This is a genomic window from Paenibacillus sacheonensis (genome assembly GCF_009909195.1).
GTDB lineage: Bacteria > Bacillota > Bacilli > Paenibacillales > Paenibacillaceae > Paenibacillus_Z > Paenibacillus_Z sacheonensis.
This window is the reverse complement of sequence record NZ_JAAAMU010000006.1, coordinates 334,990-358,461: the sequence shown is the minus strand read 5'-3', so window position 1 is coordinate 358,461 and position 23,472 is coordinate 334,990. Positions and strand designations below refer to the sequence as shown.

21 protein-coding genes and 1 riboswitch are annotated in these 23,472 nt (G+C 58.1%); of the genes, 16 read left to right on the top strand and 5 right to left on the bottom strand.

The annotated features are described in order from the left end of the window. Positions 1 to 345: 345 nt before the first annotated feature. The 6 genes from GT003_RS14405 to GT003_RS14380 all read left to right on the top strand — a co-directional run bounded on the left by GT003_RS14405 (position 346) and on the right by GT003_RS14380 (position 6,554). Positions 346 to 1,296, top strand: a complete 951-nt coding sequence (locus tag GT003_RS14405; protein WP_239565771.1) for an ABC transporter permease — start codon at positions 346 to 348, stop codon at positions 1,294 to 1,296. Positions 1,297 to 1,316: 20 nt separating this feature from the next. Continuing rightward, positions 1,317 to 2,276 (top strand): carbohydrate ABC transporter permease, encoded by a 960-nt coding sequence (locus tag GT003_RS14400; protein ID WP_161698854.1) that lies wholly within the window; start codon positions 1,317 to 1,319, stop codon positions 2,274 to 2,276. Positions 2,277 to 2,337: 61 nt separating this feature from the next. Continuing rightward, complete coding sequence (locus GT003_RS14395) at positions 2,338 to 3,942, top strand: ABC transporter substrate-binding protein (RefSeq protein ID WP_161698852.1); 1,605 nt, start codon at positions 2,338 to 2,340, stop codon at positions 3,940 to 3,942. Positions 3,943 to 4,075: 133 nt separating this feature from the next. Further along, positions 4,076 to 4,987, top strand: a complete 912-nt coding sequence (locus GT003_RS14390; RefSeq protein ID WP_161698850.1) for a phytanoyl-CoA dioxygenase family protein — start codon at positions 4,076 to 4,078, stop codon at positions 4,985 to 4,987. Positions 4,988 to 5,307: 320 nt separating this feature from the next. Then, positions 5,308 to 6,348 (top strand): TIR domain-containing protein, encoded by a 1,041-nt coding sequence (locus tag GT003_RS14385; protein ID WP_338045897.1) that lies wholly within the window; start codon positions 5,308 to 5,310, stop codon positions 6,346 to 6,348. Beyond that, the gene (locus GT003_RS14380; protein WP_161698846.1) at positions 6,345 to 6,554 is read left to right on the top strand and encodes a hypothetical protein; all 210 of its coding nucleotides are present in this window, start codon (positions 6,345 to 6,347) and stop codon (positions 6,552 to 6,554) included. Before GT003_RS14385 ends, GT003_RS14380 begins: the two co-directional genes overlap by 4 nt. A gap of 164 nt (positions 6,555 to 6,718) precedes the next feature. Here the strand turns inward: GT003_RS14380 and GT003_RS14375 are convergent, their stop codons facing one another. Then, a complete protein-coding gene (locus tag GT003_RS14375) occupies positions 6,719 to 7,564 on the bottom strand; it encodes an alpha/beta hydrolase (protein WP_161698844.1) in 846 nt (281 codons plus the stop codon). Positions 7,565 to 7,870: 306 nt separating this feature from the next. Here GT003_RS14375 and GT003_RS14370 point away from each other — a divergent pair, with 306 nt between their 5' ends. Continuing rightward, entirely contained in the window at positions 7,871 to 8,449 is a 579-nt protein-coding gene (locus tag GT003_RS14370) for a GNAT family N-acetyltransferase (RefSeq protein WP_239565772.1), read from the top strand. 177 nt (positions 8,450 to 8,626) lie between these two features. Here the strand turns inward: GT003_RS14370 and GT003_RS14365 are convergent, their stop codons facing one another. Further along, on the bottom strand, positions 8,627 to 9,739 hold the full coding sequence (locus GT003_RS14365; protein WP_161698840.1) for a substrate-binding domain-containing protein: 1,113 nt from the start codon (positions 9,737 to 9,739) through the stop codon (positions 8,627 to 8,629). Positions 9,740 to 10,246: 507 nt separating this feature from the next. Here GT003_RS14365 and GT003_RS14360 point away from each other — a divergent pair. From GT003_RS14360 to GT003_RS14330, 7 genes are all read left to right on the top strand, one after another. Further along, positions 10,247 to 11,845, top strand: a complete 1,599-nt coding sequence (locus GT003_RS14360; protein WP_161698838.1) for a glycoside hydrolase family 183 protein — start codon at positions 10,247 to 10,249, stop codon at positions 11,843 to 11,845. Positions 11,846 to 11,928: 83 nt separating this feature from the next. Beyond that, entirely contained in the window at positions 11,929 to 14,682 is a 2,754-nt protein-coding gene (locus GT003_RS14355; protein ID WP_161698836.1) for a glycoside hydrolase family 38 C-terminal domain-containing protein, read from the top strand. 443 nt (positions 14,683 to 15,125) lie between these two features. Further along, positions 15,126 to 16,166 (top strand): zinc-dependent alcohol dehydrogenase, encoded by a 1,041-nt coding sequence (locus GT003_RS14350; RefSeq protein WP_161698834.1) that lies wholly within the window; start codon positions 15,126 to 15,128, stop codon positions 16,164 to 16,166. Next, on the top strand, positions 16,166 to 16,498 hold the full coding sequence (locus GT003_RS14345) for a cupin domain-containing protein (protein ID WP_161698832.1): 333 nt from the start codon (positions 16,166 to 16,168) through the stop codon (positions 16,496 to 16,498). The genes GT003_RS14350 and GT003_RS14345 overlap by 1 nt, the downstream gene beginning before the upstream one ends. A 31-nt stretch (positions 16,499 to 16,529) precedes the next feature. Next, the gene (locus GT003_RS14340; protein WP_161698830.1) at positions 16,530 to 17,042 is read left to right on the top strand and encodes a phosphoesterase; all 513 of its coding nucleotides are present in this window, start codon (positions 16,530 to 16,532) and stop codon (positions 17,040 to 17,042) included. Next, on the top strand, positions 17,039 to 17,515 hold the full coding sequence (gene coaD / locus GT003_RS14335) for a pantetheine-phosphate adenylyltransferase (protein WP_161698828.1): 477 nt from the start codon (positions 17,039 to 17,041) through the stop codon (positions 17,513 to 17,515). Before GT003_RS14340 ends, coaD begins: the two co-directional genes overlap by 4 nt. A gap of 47 nt (positions 17,516 to 17,562) precedes the next feature. After that, positions 17,563 to 18,198 carry a hypothetical protein gene (locus GT003_RS14330; protein WP_161698826.1) on the top strand — a complete coding sequence of 212 codons (636 nt, stop codon included), beginning with the start codon at positions 17,563 to 17,565 and terminating at the stop codon, positions 18,196 to 18,198. 105 nt (positions 18,199 to 18,303) lie between these two features. Here GT003_RS14330 and GT003_RS14325 read toward each other — a convergent pair whose 3' ends face one another. Beyond that, on the bottom strand, positions 18,304 to 19,032 hold the full coding sequence (locus tag GT003_RS14325; protein WP_161698824.1) for an HAD family hydrolase: 729 nt from the start codon (positions 19,030 to 19,032) through the stop codon (positions 18,304 to 18,306). Positions 19,033 to 19,098: 66 nt separating this feature from the next. Next, positions 19,099 to 19,365, bottom strand: coding sequence for a RidA family protein (locus GT003_RS14320; protein ID WP_161698822.1), 267 nt, complete (start codon positions 19,363 to 19,365; stop codon positions 19,099 to 19,101). 153 nt (positions 19,366 to 19,518) lie between these two features. Next, a riboswitch (ZMP/ZTP riboswitch) is annotated at positions 19,519 to 19,598 on the top strand. A 65-nt stretch (positions 19,599 to 19,663) separates the two neighbouring features. On the opposite strand from GT003_RS14320, the gene GT003_RS14315 reads away from it, so the two are divergent. Beyond that, entirely contained in the window at positions 19,664 to 20,524 is an 861-nt protein-coding gene (locus tag GT003_RS14315) for a bifunctional 5,10-methylenetetrahydrofolate dehydrogenase/5,10-methenyltetrahydrofolate cyclohydrolase (protein WP_161698820.1), read from the top strand. 197 nt (positions 20,525 to 20,721) lie between these two features. Next, on the top strand, positions 20,722 to 22,455 hold the full coding sequence (locus GT003_RS14310) for an outer membrane protein assembly factor BamB family protein (RefSeq protein WP_161698817.1): 1,734 nt from the start codon (positions 20,722 to 20,724) through the stop codon (positions 22,453 to 22,455). A gap of 220 nt (positions 22,456 to 22,675) precedes the next feature. Here the strand turns inward: GT003_RS14310 and GT003_RS14305 are convergent, their stop codons facing one another. After that, on the bottom strand, positions 22,676 to 23,185 hold the full coding sequence (locus GT003_RS14305) for a tetratricopeptide repeat protein (protein ID WP_161698815.1): 510 nt from the start codon (positions 23,183 to 23,185) through the stop codon (positions 22,676 to 22,678). Positions 23,186 to 23,472 lie beyond the last annotated feature (287 nt).

The following is a 23,472-nucleotide window of genomic DNA, read 5'->3' as shown; positions in this document are numbered from 1 at the left end:
TTTTGGCTCCAATAACGTCTCCTAAAATCGTTAGAATTCCAAAAGACCTCAAACGAGCCAAATAACGATTGCTAGACTCGTTAGCCTGGGCGCAGCTCCAAAGCACTCCGGAACGAAGGCCATTCGTACGCAGTGTTAGCAACATCGAGAACCGGGAGCGACAATCCGCGCCAAGACCCCGCGCAAGGCACCACACCGGCTCCACCCCAAACAGACCCCTGCCACTCGGCGGGGGTTTGTCATAATAACGTTATCTTTGTCACTTCTGTTCCTATCGGGCGCCTGCCCTTCTCTCTTACAATTACCTTAAGAACGAATCCAACATGCCGATATGAACACGAGGTGATGGTCCTGAACACGGAAGCGAAACGAAACGGATTTGCGGCATTCGGGCGCAAGGTAATCAAGAATCGGTACTTGCTGCTGATGATGCTGCCCGGAACGATTTATTTGCTGGTCAACAACTACTTGCCGATGTTCGGCACGGTCATTGCTTTCAAGAGCATCGATTACAGCAAAGGAATTCTCCATAGTCCATGGGTAGGCTTCACGAACTTCAAGTTTCTGTTCAAGACGTCGGACGCCTGGACGATTACCCGCAACACGATCTTGTATAACGCGTTGTTTATTACCATTACGCCGGTCATCGCCGTCACCTTCGCGATCCTGCTGAACGAGGTGCGCAACCGGTTTGCGGCGAGGTACTACCAAAGCGTGATGTTCCTGCCCTACTTCCTGTCGGCCGTCGTCGTCGGCTATCTGGGCTACTCGATGCTCAGCACGGAGTTCGGCTTCATCAATACGCACGTGCTCGAACCGCTCGGCTTCGATGCGGTCGCGTGGTACAGCGAACCGAAGTATTGGCCGTTCATCCTGCCGATCGTCTACATCTGGAAAAACATCGGCTACTCCACCGTCATCTACTTGGCCGCGGTCATCGGCATCGACAACGAGTACTACGAAGCCGCGCTGATGGACGGCGCGTCGAAGTGGCGCCAGGCGATAAGCATCACGCTCCCGCAGATCCGTCCGATCATCATCATCCTGATGCTGCTGGCCGTCGGACATATCTTGAACGCCGACTTCGGACTCTTCTACCAAGTGCCGCTGGATGCCGGCGTGCTGTATCCGACCACGAACGTCATCGATACCTACGTGTATCGCGCCCTCATTACGCTCGGAGACATCGGAATGTCCTCGGCGGCGGGCTTGTACCAGTCGGCCGTCGGTTTCGTGCTCGTGCTCGGCGTCAACCTGATCGTTCGCAAGATCAATAAAGAGAACGCTTTATTTTAGGGAAGGAGCGACATCCGCACATGAGTACAACGACCGTGAAGGCCCCCGCAGCCGCGGCCGCCGTTTCCAGACCGGCAGCAAAACGCATCAACAGCATCTCGCCGACCTCCAATCTCATCGTCAACCTGTTTTTCTTCATCTACAGCTGCGCCTGCCTGCTCCCGGTCATTCTCGTCATCTCGGCTTCCTTGTCCGACGAGAATGCGATCACCCTCCACGGGTACTCGTTGATACCGCGGGTATGGAGCACGGCAGCCTATCATTATCTCACGTTCGACATGCACAAAATTTTAACGGGCTACGGCATCTCGATCGCGACAACGGTGATCGGCAGCTTAATCGGCATGATGATAACGGCGTTGTACGCCTATCCGCTGTCGCGCATGGATTTCGGATTCCGGAGCTTCTTCTCGTTCTTCATCTTCTTTACGATGATTTTCGGCGGCGGGCTTGTGCCCAGCTACCTCGTCTATACGAATCTGTTTCACATCAAGGATACGCTGTTCGCGCTCATTGTCCCCGGCCTGCTCATGAACGCTTTCCTGGTTCTGACGACGCGGACGTTCTTCCAGCAGACGATCCATCCGTCGATTCTCGAATCGGCGCAGATCGATGGAGCAAGCGAGTTTCGCATCTTCTTCGGTATCGTGCTGCCGCTGTCGCTGCCGGTCATGGCGACGATCGGCCTCTTCTATACGCTGTCGTATTGGAACGACTGGTTCAACAGTCTCGTGTACATCAGCAACGACGATATGGTCAATCTGCAGTATATGATGTACCGCGTCATGCGCAATCTTCAGTTTCTGCAGTCCAACGCGCAGAGCAGCAGCGCCATCGGCGCGGCGGAGATCGCCAAGATTCCGAACGAAACCGTACGCATGGCGATGTGCATCATCGGCATGGGACCGATCGTACTGGCGTATCCGTTCTTCCAGCGTTATTTTGTCGCCGGTCTGACGGTCGGCGCGGTGAAAGGCTAATCCCGGCCCGGCCGGTTAGCATATCGAACAGCATTTTTATTTCCAAAATGGGAGGGTTTATATGAAAGGCCTTAAAAGAAACGGTTTTACCGCGTTAACGGCCGCATTCGCCGTATCCTTGATACTGTCGGGCTGCGGCAGCAACAACGGCAGCACGGCGAACAATGGCGGCAATGCAGGCGGAAACAGCACCCCCGCAGCGACGAATACGGATAACGGAACCAAGAATGACGGAGCGGCCAATACCGGTACGGCGAACAACGGCGCGACCGATGCGTCGAAGCTGGAGCCGTACACGATCAAATGGTTCGTCCCGGGCGCCGCGGCACTGAAGGACCAGGACTTGGTCAACGCGGAAGCCAGCAAATATTTGAAGGACAAAATCAACGTGACCCTGGATCTGGAAGTTATCGACTGGGGCAGCTGGGACGACAAAATGAACCTGAAGTTCGCCTCCAGCGAACCGTTCGACCTCTTGTATACGGCCAACTGGAACGGATTCACGACGAAAATCGCGCAAGGCAACATCATCGATATGACGGATCTGATCGATAAGTACGCGCCGGAAGCGAAAGCCGTCATCGAGCCCGCGCTGCTCGAAGGCTCCAAAGTGAACGGCAAGAACTACGGCATGCCGATCAATAAGGAAATGGCCAGCCAATTCGGCGTCATGCTCCGCAAGGATCTCGTGGACAAATACGCCATCGACATTAGCACGATCAAGACGTTGGAAGACCTCGAGCCTTACTTCGATACCATCAAGGCGAAAGAGCCGGGCGTTACGCCGTTCTATCTGAACAAAGACATCTCGCTGCTCAACGTCTGGAACCTCAACCATTTCGACCATTTCGAAAGCGGAGGCGGCAGTCTTCCGAAAGGAACGACCGACTTCAAGCTGATCAACGGTCTCGAGACGCCCGAAGCGAAAGCCGGCTACGATCTCATTCACAAATGGTACCAAAGCGGCTACGTCAACAAAGACGCGGCAACGCTGCAGGATTTGAGCGGCGGGTTGAAAGCGGGCAAAGCGTTCGCTTATCCGGAGCAGCTGAAACCGGGCAAGGACGCCGAAGTCAGCACGCAGACCGGCGTGCAATGGGTGCAGGTCGAGCTCACGCAGCCGATCGTCGGCACGGGCGATACGCAAGGCTCCATGGATTCGATCTCCAGAACGTCCAAGGATCCGGCGCGCGTCATGATGTTCCTCAACCTGATGTATACGGATAAATACTTGGTCAACCTGCTCGCGTTCGGCATCGAAGGCAAGCATTACAAGAAAGTCGGCGAGAATACGATCGATTTCGCGGACGGCGTCACGGCGCAAACGTCTGGTTACAACCTGAACCAAGCATGGCTGTTCGGCAATCAGTTCAACGACTATCTGTGGGCCAATGAAGATCCGCAGAAATGGCAAAAGTTCGCCGACTTCAACAAAGCGGCGAAGAACGACGTCCTGCTCGGATTCGTCTTCGATCCGACGAACGTGAAGACCGAAGTCGCCGCGATTACGAACGTCGGCAAAGAATTCAACTCTGGCCTCGGCTCCGGTACGCTCGATCCGAACGTGTACCTGCCGAAGTACATCGACAAGCTGAAAGCGGCCGGTCTCGATAAAGTCATCGCGGAGCAGCAGAAGCAGCTCGATGCTTGGAGAGCGGCGCAGTAATTCAAGCGTTTCGCAGTGAATTAAGCTTTACAGTGATGAAGGAATCCAGGATTTCGTTCACAACAAGCCGGGAAGTCAGTGCTCTTGCGGCACTGGCTTCCTTTCATGATTTGGCGCAGGAGGCGGAGACGCAATGGAAAACAAGGTACTGAGCAAGGAGCAGATCGAGCAGTTCATGGAGCGCGGCTGGGTGAAGGTCGAGGAGGCTTACCCGCGCGAATTGGCGCTGGAATGCCAGCAGTTCATCTGGGATAAGCTGGCGCAGTTCGGCGTCGACCGGGGCGACCCGAGCACGTGGGAGCGGCCGATGTATTACCTTCGCGAAGCGTATGACGGCGGCGCCTTCGACCGCTGCAACACGCAACGGATGGCGGATGCCATCGAGGATGTGGTCGGGCATGGCCGTTGGATCGACCGGGGCGTGTACGGGATAGAAGAGGTCGTCGCCACTTGGGGCTGGTGGCCGGTCAACTTCTCCCTCGGCGCCGATCGTCCATGGGACGTGCCGAAGGAAGGCTGGCACTGGGACGGCGGGCATTTCCGCCATTACGTGGATAGTCCCGATCAAGGCATCCTGTGCCTGTGCATGTTCTCGGAGATCGGCCCGCGGGGCGGCGGCACGCTGGTCGTTGAAGGCTCCCATAAGGTAGTGGCGAGGTTCCTGAAGAAGCACCCCGAAGGGCTGGAGCCGCAGGAAGGCATCGACATGCTGAACCTGGAGCATCCGTACTTGGCGGAGCTGACCGGCCGGCCTGGAACGTCTGACTCCGCGGAACCTGACCGCATCCGCCGGTTCATGGACGAGTGGCATACGGATGCCGACGGATTCAAGCTGCGCGTTGCCGAGACGACCGCTTCCCCGGGCGACATTATTTTGTGCCATCCGTTCCTCTACCACGCGCCTTCGCAGAACCATTCCGGCATCCCGCGGTTCATGTGCAACCAGAAGACGCCGCTGAAGGCCCGAATGAACTATGCTCGCAGCAACCCGGACGATTATTCGCCGGTGGAGATCAGCATCCGGCAGGCGCTGGGGAGAGAATAGCAGCTGAAGTAGAAGTAGAAGTAGAAGTAGAAGTAGAAGTAGAAGTAGAAGTAGAAGTAGAAGCAACGGCTTGAGCAGCGAACTTCGCCGCGTGCCTGATGCCGGATGTGCCGTTTCGCCAATCGGGGCGGGAGAATCTCCCGCCTTGTTCGTGTTATTTTCAACGTATAAGCCGGCTACCGAAGCGTGCCGCGGGAATCGTGACCTGCTATCCCGTTGCGAGCGTTTAAACGAAACTTTAATGCCCTCTCTGGCGAACTATGGTAGAATGGCAGAAAATGAACCGGAACGTATGTGCTTGCGGTAGAGGAGCGGAAGCGGTGACGACAACGACAAGGGCGCGAAAGCCGAACGTATTTATCGGCTGCTCGCGGGAAGCGATCGATTATGCGCGGGCTGCAGCTTCGCATCTGGAGCGGAAGGCGCAGGTTAATCCGTGGTATGCGGGAACCTTCGGCGCCGGCGATTATACGATGGAAGCGCTGGAGCGGGAACTGGCGGCCAATGATTTCGGCGTGTTTATTTTCGCGGCGGAGGACGTGGCGATGATTCGCGGCCGGCTGACGTTCGTCACGCGCGACAATACGCTTTTCGAGCTTGGCTTGTTTTGGGGCAAGCTTGGCCGCAGGCGGGTATACTGCATGATCCCCCGCGACATCCCTTCGTTCCCCGACGGAATCGCCGCCGGCTCGGGGGCGGCGGAGCTTCATTTGCCCTCGGACTTGGCCGGTCTAACGCTGCTGGAATACGGGACGCGGACCGACGGGAAGTTCACGGCGGCCGTCGATACGGCGTGCGGGGAATTGCTGACGATCATCGAGCGGGAGTCGCTCTATTCCGATCCGATCCGTCAGCTGGCGGAGCAGCAGTCGGTGCTTGAGCGCAAGCAGAGCATTCTTCATTTCTTCTGGGAGTACGTGCGCAACGCGGCGATTCTCGACGGCGAGCAGCGGTATGCGGCGTTTGCCGAAGCGATCCGCAATTCCTTCCTTGCGCCTGCCGGGTTCCGGACGACCGGCGCTGCGGTCTGGCGGAAGGAAGGGGACATGCATGTCCGCCAAGCGGGCGGCAACGTCGGCAGGGGCCGAACGTACACGATCAAGGCCAACGAAGGCAAGTCGGCCGGGGCATCGAATATTTACGTCCTGGATGCATTTCGCACCGGAGAATGGGTATTCTTCAACCGCCGGGAGATTGCGGAGGTCTATATCCTATGTTATCCTTTAGGCACGGAGCATGTGCTGTCCGTCCATATTGCCGGGACGGCCGCGCTCAGCGGCGATCGGCTGGCAGAAGTCGTTGCGGTCAACGACGAGCTGCTGTCCACGATCAGCTATTTGGTAGGAGGGGATTCACGATGAGACGACGCGCAGGGAAAACGGGGGCATCCGCCTACAAGCTCGCAAGCGGCGGCATGCGTGAAGCTTCAATGGCCGGAGGGACGTTCATCCGGCATGACAGTTCATCCAATGTCTTCGTAGGACCGTCAGTGGAAGGCACGGACAAGGAATATATGAAAATCATCAGCGGCAAGGTTTCCGAACGGAAGCCATCGTTTGCGACATAAACGGAACCGCCCGGCTCTTCTTGAGCCGGGCGGTTTTTTCGTTCCTGCGCGATGATGCGCATGCGCTGTGGCCATGTGCCTGTAAACGGCGGCACAATCAATTTGCATTTGCAGCCGGATGCGCGACGATCGCATATCCGTCATTGATCGGCGCTCCTCATGCTTCACAGCTCCTCCAGCCGCTCCTCCAGCCAGTCCCGCGCGACATCGAATACTTCCTCGCGGTCCAGCTCGTTATGCAGTTCATGCTTGAGTCCGGGCCATTCCATGAACGTGCACTTGGAGCCCGCGGCTTCGGCGAACTGCCGGCTGGCCAGGATGGAGGTGACTTTATCCGAACCGCCGTGCATGAGCAGAAGCGGGACGCGCCATTCCGAGGCATGCTTCAACGCCCATAATCCGGCTCCCTGCACGCTGAGGAAGAAGCGCGCCGTGATGGCGCCGTGGCCGAGCTCATCCTCCTGGTACCGCTTCACCATGACGGGATCGGATGTCAGGTGATCCCCGACCATCGGCCTGTCGTTCGTATAGGAAGGAAACAGCCGGTTCACGACGCGGGCGATAATCAATTGCAGCGGCGGGGGATTGAAGGCAAGGCGCAGCCATGGCCCCGTCACGATGACGCCGGCGATATCGGGTTTGCGTCGCAGCACGTAGTTGAGCGTGACGTTGCCGCCCATGCTGTGTCCGTACAGAAACAAGGGCTTGTCGGGATAACGCCGCTTCGTCTCGGCCAGCATCGCATCGACGCCGTCCATTAAGGCGATATAGGATTTGGTATGCCCGCGCTTGCCCTCGGTCCGTCCATGGCCGACCTGATCGAAGCCGAATACGGCGTAGCCTGCCCGCGTAAACATGTCGGCGACATGCAGATAGCGTCCGATATGCTCGCCCATGCCGTGCACGAGCGCGATGACGCCAAGGATTTCCCGTTCTTCTTCGGGCTCCCATTCCGCCGCATACCGGCGCGAGCCGTCCCTGCAGCGCAGCTCGTATATACGCTCCTTCATTTTCCGCAGCCTCCTCGCTTGCCAACATTTCTCTAATTCAACTTTACCACAATCGAATCGGATTTATGAAATGGGATGATGCCGCTTACACAAAATAAGTTAAAATCGGCAGGAGATGGCAAACGCGAAGAGAATGAGGTAAGGCACAAGCGGAGCGCCGATCGGGCTGCGGGGCGGACGTCTTGGGGCTTGGAAAGACCCCCCCGCGGAGCGCCGATCGGGCTGCGCAGCGGACGTTACAGGGCATGGAAAAGACCCGCGCGGCGCTTGCCGGCGATGAAATCGTCATTTGGGGGATGGACATACATGAATCATGAATTCAGCATCGACTGCGGCGATATCGTGCTGCGGTTGTTCCGCGCGGAGGACTTGGACGACTTTCACCGCATTACGCATGAGCCGGAGATCGCGCGTTTCCTGCCGGGCTGGAATGCGCCATCGAAGGAAATGCGCGCGGACTGGCTAATGAACTATGAAATCCCGGGGAACGAGCGGTTTCTTCAAGCGGTGCGACAGGGGACGGATATCGGAGATCTGCAATTGCGGCTGGTCATGACGCTGAAAAGCACGGGAGCGTTCATCGGCTGGGTATGCACGGGCATCAAGGACGAGCTGCCGGCGCCGAATCGGGAAATCGTCTACGGCATCGCAAGCGCGTACGGCGGCAAAGGATACACGACGTCGGCAGCGGCGGGCTTGATCCGCTATCTGTTCGAACGGGAGCTGGTCGACGAACTGAACGCCCTTGCCCTGGTAAGCAATCCGGGCTCGAACAGCGTCATCGCGAAATGCGGCTTCAAGCTGCAAGGCGACGTGACGATCGACGGCGAGGTTTATCATCATTACAAGCTGTTTCGAAATGGGGAGCTGCAAGGAACGACGTAAGCAAATCGTTCGGCGTGCAGGACGAGCAAGACGTACAGCGGCATATCGGACAGCGTCGGTTAGCCTCGTCAGGCGGCCTCTTCCCCGGCTGCGTGCACAAGAGAAAGTTCGATACAGAAGCGTTATGAACCCCTGGCATGCCCATGCGGCGATTCAGGGGAATTTGCGCTGTCGCGATTACGCGTTCGATCGGGAGGCTTGCTGCGCGGAACTGCCGGGAGCGCTCGTAGACTCGCGGATGACCAGGCTGGTCGGCAGCAATATTTTCTTGTAGCCGTAGGTGGAGGCGCTGCTGATCTCCATGAGCAGCTTCGCGCTCTCGTAGCCGAGGACGTCGAAATGCTGCTTGACCGTGCTGAGCGCCACCTTGGCGTACTTGGCGCTTTCGAAGTCGTCGAAGCCCATGACCGACACCTGCTCGGGGATGCGGATGCCCTGCGCGATCAGATTCTCGACCATCTCCATCGCCCGTCTGTCGTTGACGCAGAATATCGCCGTGAGCGCGCCGTCGTTAATCCGGGCCGCTAATTGCGCGTAATCGATCGTTTTATCCAGATAGACGTTCTCCTCGCTCAGCGGCAGCTTGGCGCCGAGCATGGCGTTGCGGTAACCGTTATAGCGGTCGACCTCCGGGCTCAAGTGAAAGTCGAGCGCGGCGAAGCCGATGCCGCGATGACCGAGCTGAATGAGGTATTCCACCGCTTCGTAGGCTCCGTCATGGTTGTTGCAGGAGATGCAATTCACCGGATGGCCGGAAGGGAATCTGTCCATCATGACGAACGGAATCGCGTTTCTGCGAATCGCATCCAGGTAGGTTTTGGCCGAATCCGGGTTGGAGGAGTAGATCAGAATGCCCCGCACCTCCGATTCGATCAGGCTCATGATGGCCGCATGCTCTTCTTCGACGTCGTTCTCGACGAACTCGATAATCAGCTTGAAATCGTGCTTGGCGATGAAGGATTGAACGCCTTTCATGATCTGCATATAGGAGCTGTCGTACATTTCGATGCCGGAAATGACGAACGCGATCAGATTGGAGGACTTGTCCGCCGCAGGCGCATGCATGCCCGCCACGAAACTGCCTTTCCCCTTGACCCGGTAAATCACCCCTTCGTTAACCAAATCCGTCAGCGCCTTGCGCACCGTAATCGAACTGACGTCCAGCAGCTTGGCGAACTCGGATTCGCTTGGGATGCGATCATCCTGCGACATCTCGTTGTTTTCGATCTGGGACAGCACGTAATCCTTGACCAGCTGATACTTTGGCTGCGCGACATTTTTCTTGTTCACCGTGTCCACCCTCTTATCGGCATTTCTATTTATTATACAGGATTCCTAGTAACATAGTATACTAAGTTTTGACGACAAGCAAGCGCCTTTTTCTATTTGTTTTTATTGGAATTTCTTAGGTGTCTACTTCGGTGAGTGGGAATATAGGAGTGATTCGATGTCCGAATAAGCGACTTAAGCGGGAAATCTAAAATAAATTTTACAAAAAAGAGTTTGAAAAAGTTGGAGATTCGGTTTAGTATAAAGCCGAACATAGTATGTGTTGTTTTATCTTAGTATAATAACTTTGAGGCGGAGGTGGGGGCGAGCGTTTTATGATTCGGCAAGGGGGCGAAGCTCCGTGATCGAACAGGCGCGGACGTCTTGCGGAACGTTGATTACCACGTTTGTGAAAGCGTTTCATATCTAAGCGGGAGAAGGGCGTATGACGAAGGCGGGGACAACAACCGACATCACGGATCAGGCAGCGGCAATGAAAATCGACTCATTCAGGAGGCTTATTTTCATATGAAACTGCGTTTCTGGAAACTAGCGGGACTAGCGGCGATTCTATTATTCGCGACGGCCGTTCTGCCGGGCATTACTTCCGCGAGCGAGCTCGGGGGGAAATGGTATGCCGACAAGCACGCGCCGTTTATGATCAAGGTCGTCGATTCGCAGACGGGGCGGGGCATTCCGCTCGTGGAGCTGCGGACGACGAACAATATCTCCTATTACACGGACAGCGCGGGCGTAGCCGCGTTCAACGAGCCGGGGCTGATGGATCAAAGCGTGTTCTTCCATATGACAAGCGACGGCTACGAAGTTCCGGCGGATTTCTTCGGTTATCATGGCCAGGCCGTAACGGTAACGCCCGGAGGCAGCGCCACCCTTCAGATGAACCGGGTCAACATCGCGGAGCGCCTCTACCGGGTGACCGGACAGGGCATCTATCGCGACAGCCTGCTGCTCGGCCTCGATACGCCCATCAAGGAGCCGGTCGTGAACGGGCTGGTCATGGGGCAGGACTCCGTGCAGACGATCAAGTACCGCAACAAGCTGTATTGGTTCTGGGGCGATACGGATCGGCCGGCCTATCCGCTGGGTAACTTCCGTACGACGGGCGCGACCTCGAAGCTGCCCGGGAACGGCGGACTGGATCCCGACGTCGGCGTCGATCTCAAGTATTTCACCCAGCCGGACGGATTCGTGAAGAGCATGGTGCCGCCGCTGTCCGACGGCGCGAACATGGCCTGGGTTTTCGGGCTGATGACGGCCAAAGATGCCACGGGCAAGGAACGGCTGCTCGCCGGCTACAGCACCTTGAATCCGGAGCTGGTATCCCATGGGATCCTCGCCTTCAATGACGAGACGGAGCAGTTCGAGCAGGTCGTTCAATTTCCGTCGAAGGACGACTGGCGCCATCCGGGTGGGCAGGCGAGCTATTACGAGGAGAACGGCAAGGGTTATTGGCTGTTTACGGAGCATCGCATTCCGAATTTGCGCGTCGCGGCCAGCTACGAGGCCATCATCGATCCGAACCAATATGAGGCCTTCACCTGCCTGATGCCGGGGACCGCCTACGACGGCGCGAACAGCTCCTTGGAGCGCGACGCGAACGGCAAGCTCGTATGGGGCTGGAAGAAGAACGCGCCGCCGGTCTCGCAGGACCAGGAGAAGGAGCTGATTCAGCTTGGCTTGATCACGGCTGACGATACGCACTACTATCAACTGAAGAGCGCGGACGACGGCGAAGAGGTGCAGCTCGCGCAGTCCTCCGTCGAGTGGAATCCGTACCGCCAGCGTTATGTCATGATCGGACAGCAACTGTTCGGCAAGACGTCGGTGCTCGGCGAGATCTGGTACGCGGAAGCGGCGTCCCCGCAAGGACCGTGGACGACGGGAAAGAAGATTATCACGCACGATAATTACACCTTCTATAACCCGGCCCAGCATCCGATCTTCAGCAAGGACGGCGGTCGCGTCATCTACTTCGAGGCGACGTATACGAACACGTACACGGAGCATGTTCCGACGCCGCGCTACAATTACAATCAGGTCATGTACAAGCTGGATCTCGGCGATCCGCGTCTTGGCTTGCAGCCGGTTCAGAGTCCGGCCGAATAGACATCATTCGTCGTCCCTCCGCCGCCCAGCTGCAGCGGAGGGACGCTTGCCGATCATGCGATTCATGAATGGGGGACGGAGAAGTGGGGAAGGCGTATTTCGTGGACGGGTATCACGGAGGAATCAAGGGCCATATGCCGCTGGGCTCCTGGGCGGACGTTCTTCGGCAGATGGAGCGGAATCCGCAATGGAAGCTGAGCTTGGATATCGAGCCGATTTCCTGGGAGGCGCTGCGGCGCACGGATCCGAAGTCTTATGCCGCGGTCAAGGCTCGCCTGGGGGACGATGAAGGCGGCAGAATGGAAATGCTGGCGGGGAGCTATGCCCAGCCGTTCGGCTGGGTCATCGGCGGCGAGAGCAATATTCGTCATTTGATCCGCGGACGGCAACTCCTCGAGGCGCATTTTCCCGGCTTGCTCGTGGATACGTATGCCACGCAGGAGCCGTGCTGGACGAGCAGCCTGCCGCAGATTCTGAGGTCGCTGGGCTATAAGCGCGCCGTGCTGAAGAATCCGGGCACCGGCTGGGGCGGGTATCCGTCGGGCATCGACGCGGAGACGGTATGGTGGGTCGGGCCGGACGGCACGTCGATTCCGTGCGTGCCGCGTTATGCGTGCGAGGAGCTGGTGAACTGCTGGGAGAGCGAGGCGGGTTACATGAAGCCGGAATTCGTGCGGAAATGCATCGCGAACGGCATCGCGCATCCGGCAGGCAGCTTTCTGCAGGACCTGGGCTGGCAATCGAAGCCGTGGCTTGACGGAGACGCCGTTCACTATGTCACTTGGCGCGAATATGTGGAGGAGATCGCTGCCCGTCCGGAGCAGGAGTGGCGGTTTACCCAAGAAGACGTCCGCTGTACGCTGCCGTGGGGCGAAGGCACGCTGCAGCGCATGGCTCGGGAGGTCAGGGCCGCGGAGAACGCGGTGCTCCAGACGGAGAAGCTCGCGGCGCTCGCGAGCGTGCTGACCTCGTACGCCTATCCGGCGGCGAAGCTCCAGGATGCGTGGGATCAGCTGCTGCTCGCGCAGCATCACGACGCCTGGATATGCGCCACGACGAAGGAAGGCCGGGGTAAATGGGCTTGGCAGGCGGGGGCTCAGACTTGGATGGCGGAACAGCTCTGCGAGGAGATCCGCGTCGGCGCCTTGGACAGCCTCCGTTCCGCGGCGGGTGCGGTCGTAGATGACGGAACGAGTGCATACGTGGGGGCAGGTGCGGGTGAATGGGCAGCTGTAAGCGCAGGTGCGAATGGCGGTACAGGTGTAGGCGGAGGAACAAGTACAGGAATAAGTGCAGGCGCTAGTGTAAGCGGCAGTGCGGATGCGGGTACAAGCGCAAGAGCAAGCGCAAGTGCAAGAGCAAGCGCAAGTGCAAGAGCAAGCGCAAGTGCAGGCGGCGTGTTCGAAGCAGATTATGGCGTGCAGGTGTTCAACACGTTCGGTCGGCCGCGGACGGAGCTGACGGCCATCGCGATCGCGACGCCGGCAGGCACGAGATCGATGCGGGTGAAGGATTCGGCGGGACGAGAGATTCCGAGCCAGCTCGTGCCGACGCGAACCTATCGCGGCGACGGCAGCGTGAATGCAGGCGAGCTGCTGTTCGAAGCCGAGGTACCAGCGACGGGCTCGAGCTATTATTCCATCGCGCCTTCGGATCGCGAAGGAGAATGGGCATCCGCTGCCGAGGCGCAGGTAACGGACGACGGACGATATACGCGTATCTCGACGGACCTGTACGATATTTGCATCGATGCTTCGAGGGGCGGCGTCATCACCGAGCTTTTCGATAAAACGCTGCAGCGGTCGTTTTGCCATGCAGGCTCGGAAACGCCGTTGAACGAATACACCGGCTACGCGGTCAAGCTGGGGCGGATGGCGAGCAGCACCGAATCGCCGGCTGTCGTCACGATCATCGAGAACGGGCCGCTTCGGGCGAAGGTCGAGATCAAGGGCCGATTCGCCGACGCGGAATTCGTTACCGTGCTGACCGTCGCCGCCGGAGAGCCGCGGCTGGACTTCGAAGCGCGCTTCGTCTTCGCGGAGGAGACCTGGATCGGCGACCCGTGGGACATCGAGCCGGCCAATCGGCTGACGGAGCGGCGCAAATCGCATCACGATGCCCGGTATAAGCTGCAGGCGCGGTTTCAGGCGGCGCTTGGCAGCAATCCCCGCCTGTTCAAGCATTCTGCCTTCGACGTGACGGAGAGCCGGCATGCGGATACGTATTTTCAGCGCTGGGACGAGATCAAGCACAACAACATCCTGGATTGGATCGACGCGTACGACGAGGAGCAGAACTGCGGGTTCGCTTTGTTCTCCGATCATACGACCGGATACTCGCATTCGCGGGAAGACGGCTTGGCATTGACGCTCGGGTGGAGCGGCGAAGGCGGCTTCTGGTGGGGCAAATGCCCGCTGAAGGGCGTGCAAGAAACGCGTTATTCCATCCTGCCGCATGGCGGCCGCTGGGATCAAGCAGGCGTTCCGCAGGCTTGCATGCGCTGGCAGGAGCCGCTGCTTCCGATACTCGCGCAGCTCTCGGCCGCAGCCGGATGGCCTTCGCTGCTTCGGGTAGAGGACGAGGCCGTCCTGATGACCTCGATCCAGCGTGACGGCCGGGATCTGCTGGTGCGGCTGTTCAACGCGAGCGATGCGCCAAGAAACTTCGCGTTGACGATCGGCGCCGAACCGGCCTCTGTCGCGCTGGTCGAATTGGACGGCAGGCACAAGGCGGATCTGGCTCCTGCCAAGCTTCCGAATCAAGGCTGCAAGGTACGGCTGGAGTTGCCGAAATTCGGCCTTGCCACGGTCCGCATCGGCGGATGCGGCAGCGAATAGGTCAGAGTCCGGAGCAAAGGCTCGCCGAAACAGCGAGCAGCGATGCGTAATCCAATGTGTAAACGAATAGAAGCCTGCTCCGCCGTCAGCGGCGAAGCAGGCTTTCTTGCGTTTTCATCATGCACTTTCATCATACGCTTTCATCTTGCATTCTCTTCTAGCTTCTTATGTCTGTCTCTGCGGTTTGCGCCTTGCATCTGAACAGCATGTATCCGGTCACGGGAGGGCGTTCGTCGGGCTAAGCCGGCATAAAGTCGAATCAGGCGCGGAAGCCGGCATTTGTTGAGTGGACTTCGTTTAGGTCTTTATAGTTTCTAGGGCAAGTGCTAACATGGGATTGTCAGATTAAGAGTCTATCGAAACGATGGCGCCGACTACCGAGACCTCCGCCCCATTGCCGCCATGAGCATGAATCTAACAATTCCGAGAGGGGATTTTCAGCAATGCAGGCACTCATCTATGAAGGACCGCAAGAAATGGCGATCAGGGAGGTGGACATCCCGTCCGCCGGCGAGGACGAGATTCTGATCCGCGTCGCGTACTCCGGCATCTGCGGATCGGAGCTGAGCGGGTATTTGGGCAAGAACTCGCTCCGCAAGCCGCCGCTCGTCTTCGGCCATGAATTTTCCGGCACGATTGCCGCTATCGGCAGCCGGGCGGAAGCGGAGGGCCGGTGGCAGATCGGCCAGCGCGTCACCGCGAATCCGCTCGTCACCTGCGGACAATGCGAGCCTTGCCTGAGCGGCAGGCAGCAGCTGTGCACCTCGCGCAAGCTGCTATCCGCGGCGCTGCCCGGCAGCAATGCCGAGTATGTCAAGATCCCCGCGGCCTTCGTCTATGGCGTGCCGGACACGGTGACGCTGCAGCAGGCGGCGATGACGGAGCCGGCGGCGTGCGCGATCCGCGCGGCCGAGCTGGCTTCGCCGAAGCCGACGGACACGGTGCTGATCATCGGCATGGGGCCGATCGGACTGCTGGCGCTGCAGGCGGTGCTTCAATACGGCGTTCAGCGCGTCATCGCCGTCGACATGAACGCGGACAGGCTGGAGATCGCCGCCAAGCTGGGCGCGAAGCATACCGTATGCCCGGCGTCGGGCGTGGATACGCTGGAAGAAGTGAAGCGGCTGACCGGCAGTGCCGGCGTTGATGCTGCCATCGATGCGGTCGGCGCGGGATTGACGCGCAAGCAGTGCGTGCTGGCCTGCAAGGGCGGCGGACGTACCGTCTTCACGGGACTGCACGAGGAGGAGTCGGCGCTGCCGGTCAATATCGCCATTCGGAACGAAGTGACGATGACGGGCGCATTTGCCTATTCGGCGTTGAATTTCCGGACGGCCTTGAAGTGGATCGAGGAAGGCCGCATCGGCCTGTCGGACGGGGTGGTCGAAGCGCCGCTCTCCGAGGGCGGAAGCTGGTTCGAGACGCTGCTGAAGCAGCCCGGCGGCGTATCCAAAGTATTGTTGGTGCCCGGAGGTGAGCGATAATGCCGCGTTTTAACGAATGGCATGGTTCGGGTCCCGGGATCGAACGCAAAATCTTCCCGCCGGGCGAGACGATCATGAGCATGATGGTGTCTCTGAAGTCCGGTTCGGTCGGAGCGGCGCACTCGCACCCGCACGAGCAGCTGACGTTCGTCGTCAGCGGTCGGCTGCAGCTCGAGATGAACGGAGCGATTACCGTCGCCGAAGCGGGCGAGCAATTCGTCATTCCGGGCGGTGCGGTGCATGAAGTAACGGCGCTGGCGGACACGGTCGTCGTGGAGACGTTTACCCCGCTGCGGGCCGACCTGCTCGCGACGATCTCGGACGGCGAGTAAGGATACCGATAAAGGAGCGTGAACGCAACCGATGGCAAAGGTGTTTTTTATCTCCGACCATCATTTCGGTCACAAGCATATCATCGATTTCGAATCCCGGCCGTTCGCGAACGCCGACGAAATGAACGAGGCGATGATCGAGAAGTGGAACGCGGTCGTCGGAACCGAGGACAAGGTGTTCCATCTCGGCGACTTCTCGTTCCTGAACCGCGACAAGACGGCGGCCATCGTCTCGCGGCTGAACGGCTACAAGCATCTCATCCTCGGCAATCACGACCGGGGGCGTTCGCGCCAGTGGTGGCTGAGCGTCGGGTTCGACGAGGTGAGCGAGCATCCGATCATCTACAAGGACTTCTTCTTCCTCTCGCATGAGCCGATGTACATGAACAAGCATATGCCGTACGTGAACGTGCACGGCCATATCCATGGGCAGAAATACGAGGGCATTCACTACTTCAACGTCAGCGTGGAGCATTGGGATTATACGCCGCTCACTTTCGAGCAGATCCGCGATGCCGTCGTGCCGAGCGAGGAACAGTCATGAGGGTGGTCTATGCGGGAAGCTTCGATCCTATAACGCTGGGTCATATCTCGGTCATCGAGCGGGCGGGGAGTCTGTTCGACGAGGTCCATGTCATCATTGCGAATAACCGGAGCAAGAAGCATTACTTCGACATCGCGCAGCGTACCGAGCTCGTGCAGCTGTCGATCGGCCATATGTCCAATGCGGTCGTCGTCCCGTTCGAAGGCATCGTCGCGGACTACGTCAATGCCAACGGCGTCAAGGCCGTCATCCGGGGCATTCGCAATTCGACGGACCTGGAGTACGAGCTGCAGCTGGAGCAGTACATGCGCAGCACGACCAAGGCGGACACCGTCTACCTGTCCCCGTATTTGAAGGATATTCAGACGAGCAGCTCGCTCGTGCGGATGTTTCTCCAGTCGAATAAGACCGAGCTGGCGCAGGCGTACATGAACCGCGACGCGTATGCGCGAATGGTTACGTTCACGGTGTAAGCGACTGCGGTGTGAGCAGGTTGGAGCCACAGAGGGGAGTCCGTTACATGTTCGGTCTATTTAAGCGCAAGCGCAGATCGGCAAGCGATATGCCATCGCGTGTCCATATTTCGATCGATAAGCAGCTGGAGCATCTTGAAGCCGTTGGCATAAGGTTGAAACCGGATGTAGAGATCGAGCAGTGCAGCAGCATCATGGACGCTGCGAGCGGAGCTCGTGAAGGACTCCCCTTTATTCACCTGTTGATGACAATGGGACGGGAATTAGACGGCGAAGAAGGGTGCGAGGGCATATTCTTGAGCAATGACGCCTGGTGCTTCGACCGGGAATGTATCGAGGATCATGGAGATTACGTGCTGAAGCTTGAGCGAATCGCGATGATGCTTGCTCCGGAAATCGTCCTCGCGAATCTCCAGGATTACGTGGATATGGAGACGGGCGAGTGCTGGATTTCCTTTTGCGCTAACGGTACGTACTGCCGTCATGAGCTTACGTTAAGCGACGATTGGCTGAGCCTCGAATTCTTCGCGATCTTCTCCGAGCTGCTTGCTGCGAGCGGCAGTCCCAAACGGTTCTTCTATTCGGATACCGGCAACGAGCTAGCGGTCGTGCTTATCGACAAGGATTGTTTTGGTCCATTGAGCGAGCGAATCCCTATTTTCTTGCCGACTATTCAAGCTTAATCAGAGGGAAGCTAGCGCACGTACAATTGAACTTTATTCAACAGCAACGGCAGCCCATGATCGTGGAATTCACGAGACGGACTGCCGCTTTTTTTCTGACTATGGTTAAACTTCTTCCGTCCCGGAAGACAATAACAGCGCTCGTAATTCCGACAAGTGACGAATGACGGCCAGCGGTTGATGTCCTTGGGGGACCGGCTTGCCCTTCTTATTGAACCAGACGGCCTGCATGCCGTTATCCATCGGTCCCGCGACATCGTTCGTCCAGGAGTCCCCCACGACGAGGATTTGATCCGGCTGAAGGGAGGTGGCGCGCACGATATGCTGATATATTTCACGGGTCGGCTTCTCGTGCCCGACGGCACCGGAGATAAACAGGAGCTCTGCTTGAATCGCCTCGTTCAATTCGATGGCCTCGAGCTTATGCATCTGCCAATCCTTGCTCCCATTGGTTATGATCCCGACTTGATAGCGCCCTTGAAGCTCGCCGATCAGCTTGTTGGCGTCAGAATCGGGCTTCATGTTACGCTTGCTGGCCGCTTGGTAGAGCTGCTCGAAATCGCTTGCCATCGCGGCGTCCGCTTCCTTGCCGGCCAGCGCCATCGCATGCAGAAAGCGTTGGATGCGAAAATCCTCCACCGTGATTTGCAGCTTATCCAGCTGTTCCACCAAACGCGCATTCACTTGTTCGAAAATCGCGAACATCTCGTTCGTGTCGAGCCCGCTCGTCAAATCATGCTGCGTAAACGTTTCTTTGACGGAAATCTCCCAGTAATCGTCGAAATGAACGAGCGTATCGTCCAGATCGAATAAGATCAGTCGGATTGGCCGCATCCTCGCTCCTCCTCGGCAGCTCTATGCACGCTTGCAGGATTACAACATACTTAGGTTCGATCGCTTTTATGCCTCGACTTCAAAAATAGAATCCACGATGATCGGCAGATTATCTCTCACGGAAACCGCTCCCAGGACGGAGCGGGCGTGCCGGCCACGTTTGCCGAATACGTCCAGCATGAGATCGGAGCATCCGTTCAGCGCCTTGTGGTGTTCTTCGAAATCCGGATCCGCGGCGTTCACGTAGTTCGCGTATTTTGCGGCCGGTTCGCTAGCAGCGGGAAATAGTATTCCTAATGATGCTAGTCTATCGTCGATCGACTGCTCGAACATGGGCTAGGCGCCCCCTTATAATGGGTAAATTTTCCATATTGTACTGCTTGTCGGGGGATTATTCAATATCATTCTGCTTAATGCGGCGTTGGTTTCTTCTAGTTCGGGGGTTGCTTTGCCGTCGTTGCGGGTGTATCCTACAACTATCGATTCACAAGCGAGTGTGACTGGCGTAACGCGGCGAACCGCGGGGGAGCACATCGTTTATACGGCCGTACGCCTGGGCAGAGGTAAGGGAGCATATCCCTTGCCTCTTTCTGTTTTTAACGGCAGCCTCAATCGGAAAGGGTGAAGATTCATGTCGCAAACGGAAACGCTGATATTGGACGGCAATGCGGTCGCGGACGGCATCAAGGCGCAGTTGTTTGCTCGCATCGCAGGGCTGGCGGAGAAGGGAATAACGCCATGTCTCGCTACGATTCTGGTCGGAGACGACCCGTCCTCCGCGACGTACGTGCGGATGAAAGGAAATGCTTGCAGAAAGCTCGGGATGACTTCGATTCGCGTAGATCTGCCGGCTGACACGACAACGGAGGAGCTTGTCGCCGCGATCCGCGAATTGAACGCGGATAAATCCGTTCACGGCATCCTGCTGCAGCATCCCGTGCCGCATGGCATCGATGAGCGCGCGGCTTTCGAAGCGATCGCCATCGAGAAGGACGTCGACGGCGTCACGATGCTTGGCTTTGCGCAGAACGCGTTCGGCTTTGCGGATTATCCGTCCTGCACGCCGGCTGCGGTCATGGCCATACTGGACTATTACCAGCTGCCCGTGCAGGGCCGTCATGCCGTCGTCATCGGCAGAAGCCCGATTCTCGGCAAGCCCGTATCGGCCATGCTGCTGAACGCGGATGCAACGGTAACGACCTGTCATTCGCGGACGACCGATCTGCCTGCCATCGTGAAGCTGGCGGATATCGTCGTCGCTGCCGTCGGCAAGCCGAATTTCGTGCAGGGCGACTGGATCAAGCCGGGCGCCGTCGTGCTCGATGCAGGCTACAATCCCGGTAATGTCGGGGATGTGGATTATGAGGCGTGCTTGGCGAATGCCGCAGCCATCACGCCGGTTCCGGCAGGCGTAGGCCCGGTGACGATCGCAACGCTGCTGAAGCATACGGTCGATGCGGCGGAGAAGTTCGGAACGTATCGGAAGGAGTAAGACATCCCGAAGCCGACCCTGTGCCGACCCTGTGGCGAAATAGCTCGTTTACCCTACGTTCAGTAGGGGTAAACGGGCTTTTCGCGCTGCCTTGGCGGGTAAGCCTTCCGTCACGATTCGGCCGCTTGCTGTAACTTTGTGGGACCTGCATCCGTCTACTTTGACATACGCTAGCGATTCGAAGGAGGTATTCAATCATGCACGCGATCAGACGCACGTTGTTCGGCATGCTTGCAGCGGGACTCGCTGCCGCTTCGCTCGGAGCCGCGGGCACGGCTTCCGCGCAATTCGGCAGTTCGCCAAGCTACGGACTGAATACGAGCTACGGCTTCGAGAATCCCGTTCCGTCGGCCGTTCCGCTGTGGAGCGCGGAGCTGGACAAGCCTTCCGGCACCGACCGGATCTTGTTCCCTCCGGTCGTAGGCGCGAAGACCGTTTATTATATCAAGAACGGCACGTTGAACGCGTGCAGCATCGCGACGGGCAAGACGCTGTGGACATTCGGCGCGAAGCTGCAGCAGGGCGCGGCAGTCGTTGCGGGCAGTTACGTCTATGCCGGCAGCGCCGACGGCACCGTCTATCGCGTGAACGCGTCGAGCGGCGCGGGCACGCGGCTGTATCGGACCAAGGATAAGACGCTCGGCTCGCTCAAGACGGACGCTTCCGGCGATCTTGGCGGTTCATCGCTGTATGTTTCCTCGAACACGGGGCTCGCCGCCATCGATCTCGCGACGGGCAAGCTGAAGTGGACCGCCAGCGGAGATGCTGCGGGTCATAACGAGACGATTATGCTGGACGATATGCTGCTCGTCGGCACCTTCGAATCCGGCGCGATCACGGTGAACACCTATTACGCGATCGACAAGGCGACGGGCAAGACGCTGTGGAAACTCGAGGGCAGTCATAACAAGCTGCTCAAGGCGGACGGGGATAGGCTGTATTTCAACAATGACTGGCCGCGCAACGATACGTCGACCCATGTCGCAACGGTCGATACCGTGAATGCCAAGACGGGCAAGGTGACGGGCAGCCGCCAATACGTTAACGTCAGCACGGCGCTAGACCCGCTCTATCAGGCGCCCAAATTCGTCACGGTCGACGGCAACGACATCTATGTCTTAACGCAGGACAACAGCATTTTCTCGTACAATTTGAACGATGATCCCGACGTGGTCGCAGCGGGCGGCGTCTCGGACAGGGGGGATTTCATAGCCGGTCCGTACGACGGCAAGATGTTCTTCCAGAACCCTAATAATCTAGGCATTCACGGCCGCAAGCTGGCAGATCAATCGACGGTGTATTATGAGGGACTGGACAACCCGGCGAGCCGGGTCGATTTCATCAACGCGGGGATGTACGTCGGGCAGACGGACGGAGAAATCTATTCGCTGAACGTGAGCACAGGCAAGGCGAAGTTCAGGTTCCAGACGCAGGCCCGGAACTTCGGACCGTTCCAGGTCGCCGGCCGGACGCTGCTCGTGCAGGCGGAGGGCAAGCTCTACGCGTTCGCGCTGCCGGAGGAGCTGGCGAAGCCGCTCGTTACGGGATCGACGGGCGCGTTCGTCAAAGCCCAGGCCGGCCTCATCATCGACGGCAAAGAGAAGCAGTTCCAGCCGGGCATGATGACGCAGAGTAACCGGATGTTCGTTCCGATGCGATTCCTCATGGAGACAATCGGCGCGAAGGTCAGCTATGACGCGGCGAGCAAACAGGTAAGAATTACGTACGGAACGACCGCGTTTATCATCAAAGAAGATTCCGCATTCGCGACCCAGGACGGCAAGCAGGTCCCGCTGTCCTACGCGCCCGCGACGTTGAACGGCAGCCTCTACGTCCCGATCGGCGATATCGGCAAGCTGCTTGGGATCGGCGTCGTCTGGGAACCCGGCCCTCGGAATGTCGTGATCACGACGTCGACGAAGGCGAAGTGATTCGACAAGAGGGGCTTTAATGCCGCTGCTGGAATCCTTGGCGTATCGAGTTTTCGAATCAAGTCCTTGCGAATCAAATCCATGCAAGTCATAGAGAAACCCGCGTTTCGCAGGAAACGCGGGTTTCTCTATAAATTGGCGGCCTCTATGAAGAGGCGTCTTGATAGAAGCTGGCGAAGCGGTTCGAACCGAGCCCGAGCAGAGCTTTTACAAAGCGGCGTTACTCGGCTGTCTCGTCGAGATCCTCCGCATAGCCGAGAATGCTGCGTTTGAAATACAGCAGTTTCTCGTCCGCGGTCGTCTCCATCAGGGTCGCAATCAGCTGCTCCACGCTTTCCTTATAGCTCTGCCGATTATACAGCGCCATGGCGAGGAACACTTGGATCGCCCGATTGTCCGGGAATTCTTCCGCCCCTCTGCGCAGCGTGCTCACCGCCTGCTCGTAGTGTCCCCAGTAGCGGTACGTGCTTCCGAGTCCCATCAGGCAGCGTTCCAGATCAGGTCCGGCCAAGCCAAGCGCGAGCGCCCGCTCGTAATAGGGAATCGCTTCCCGGCCGAGGCCCGAATTGTCATGCGCGATCCCGGTTTGATAGTTGATTTGCGCGTCGTCGGGATAATGGGCAAGCAGCGTCAGCAATTGCTCCCTCACCTCGGCCAGCATGGCTTGATCCTGCTTGGCCCGGCCTTCTTCGCGCCGTTCGATCAGGCGGTTTAACTCGTTTCTATTCATCGGTTCATCACTCCAGGCCTATTAGTGCGACGTCATCTGATTCCTTCCGGTCCGATCGGGAATTGGTCCGGTGATGGCTAATTCAGAATAAATGAAGGTGGTCACGGTTTGCAAGCGTAGGAAAGAGTTTCGAAGCACAACCATGAACTAGGAGGGGGGCAGCGGGCAAAGGCCGGCTGCTTTTCTTGGCGCAGTCAACGGGTCGGTGCAACAATTGCACCCCAATTGCGTCAAATACTGGGAGATGCTGTAAAAGTCGTCTCGAGGATATGAACATGCAGGAGGCA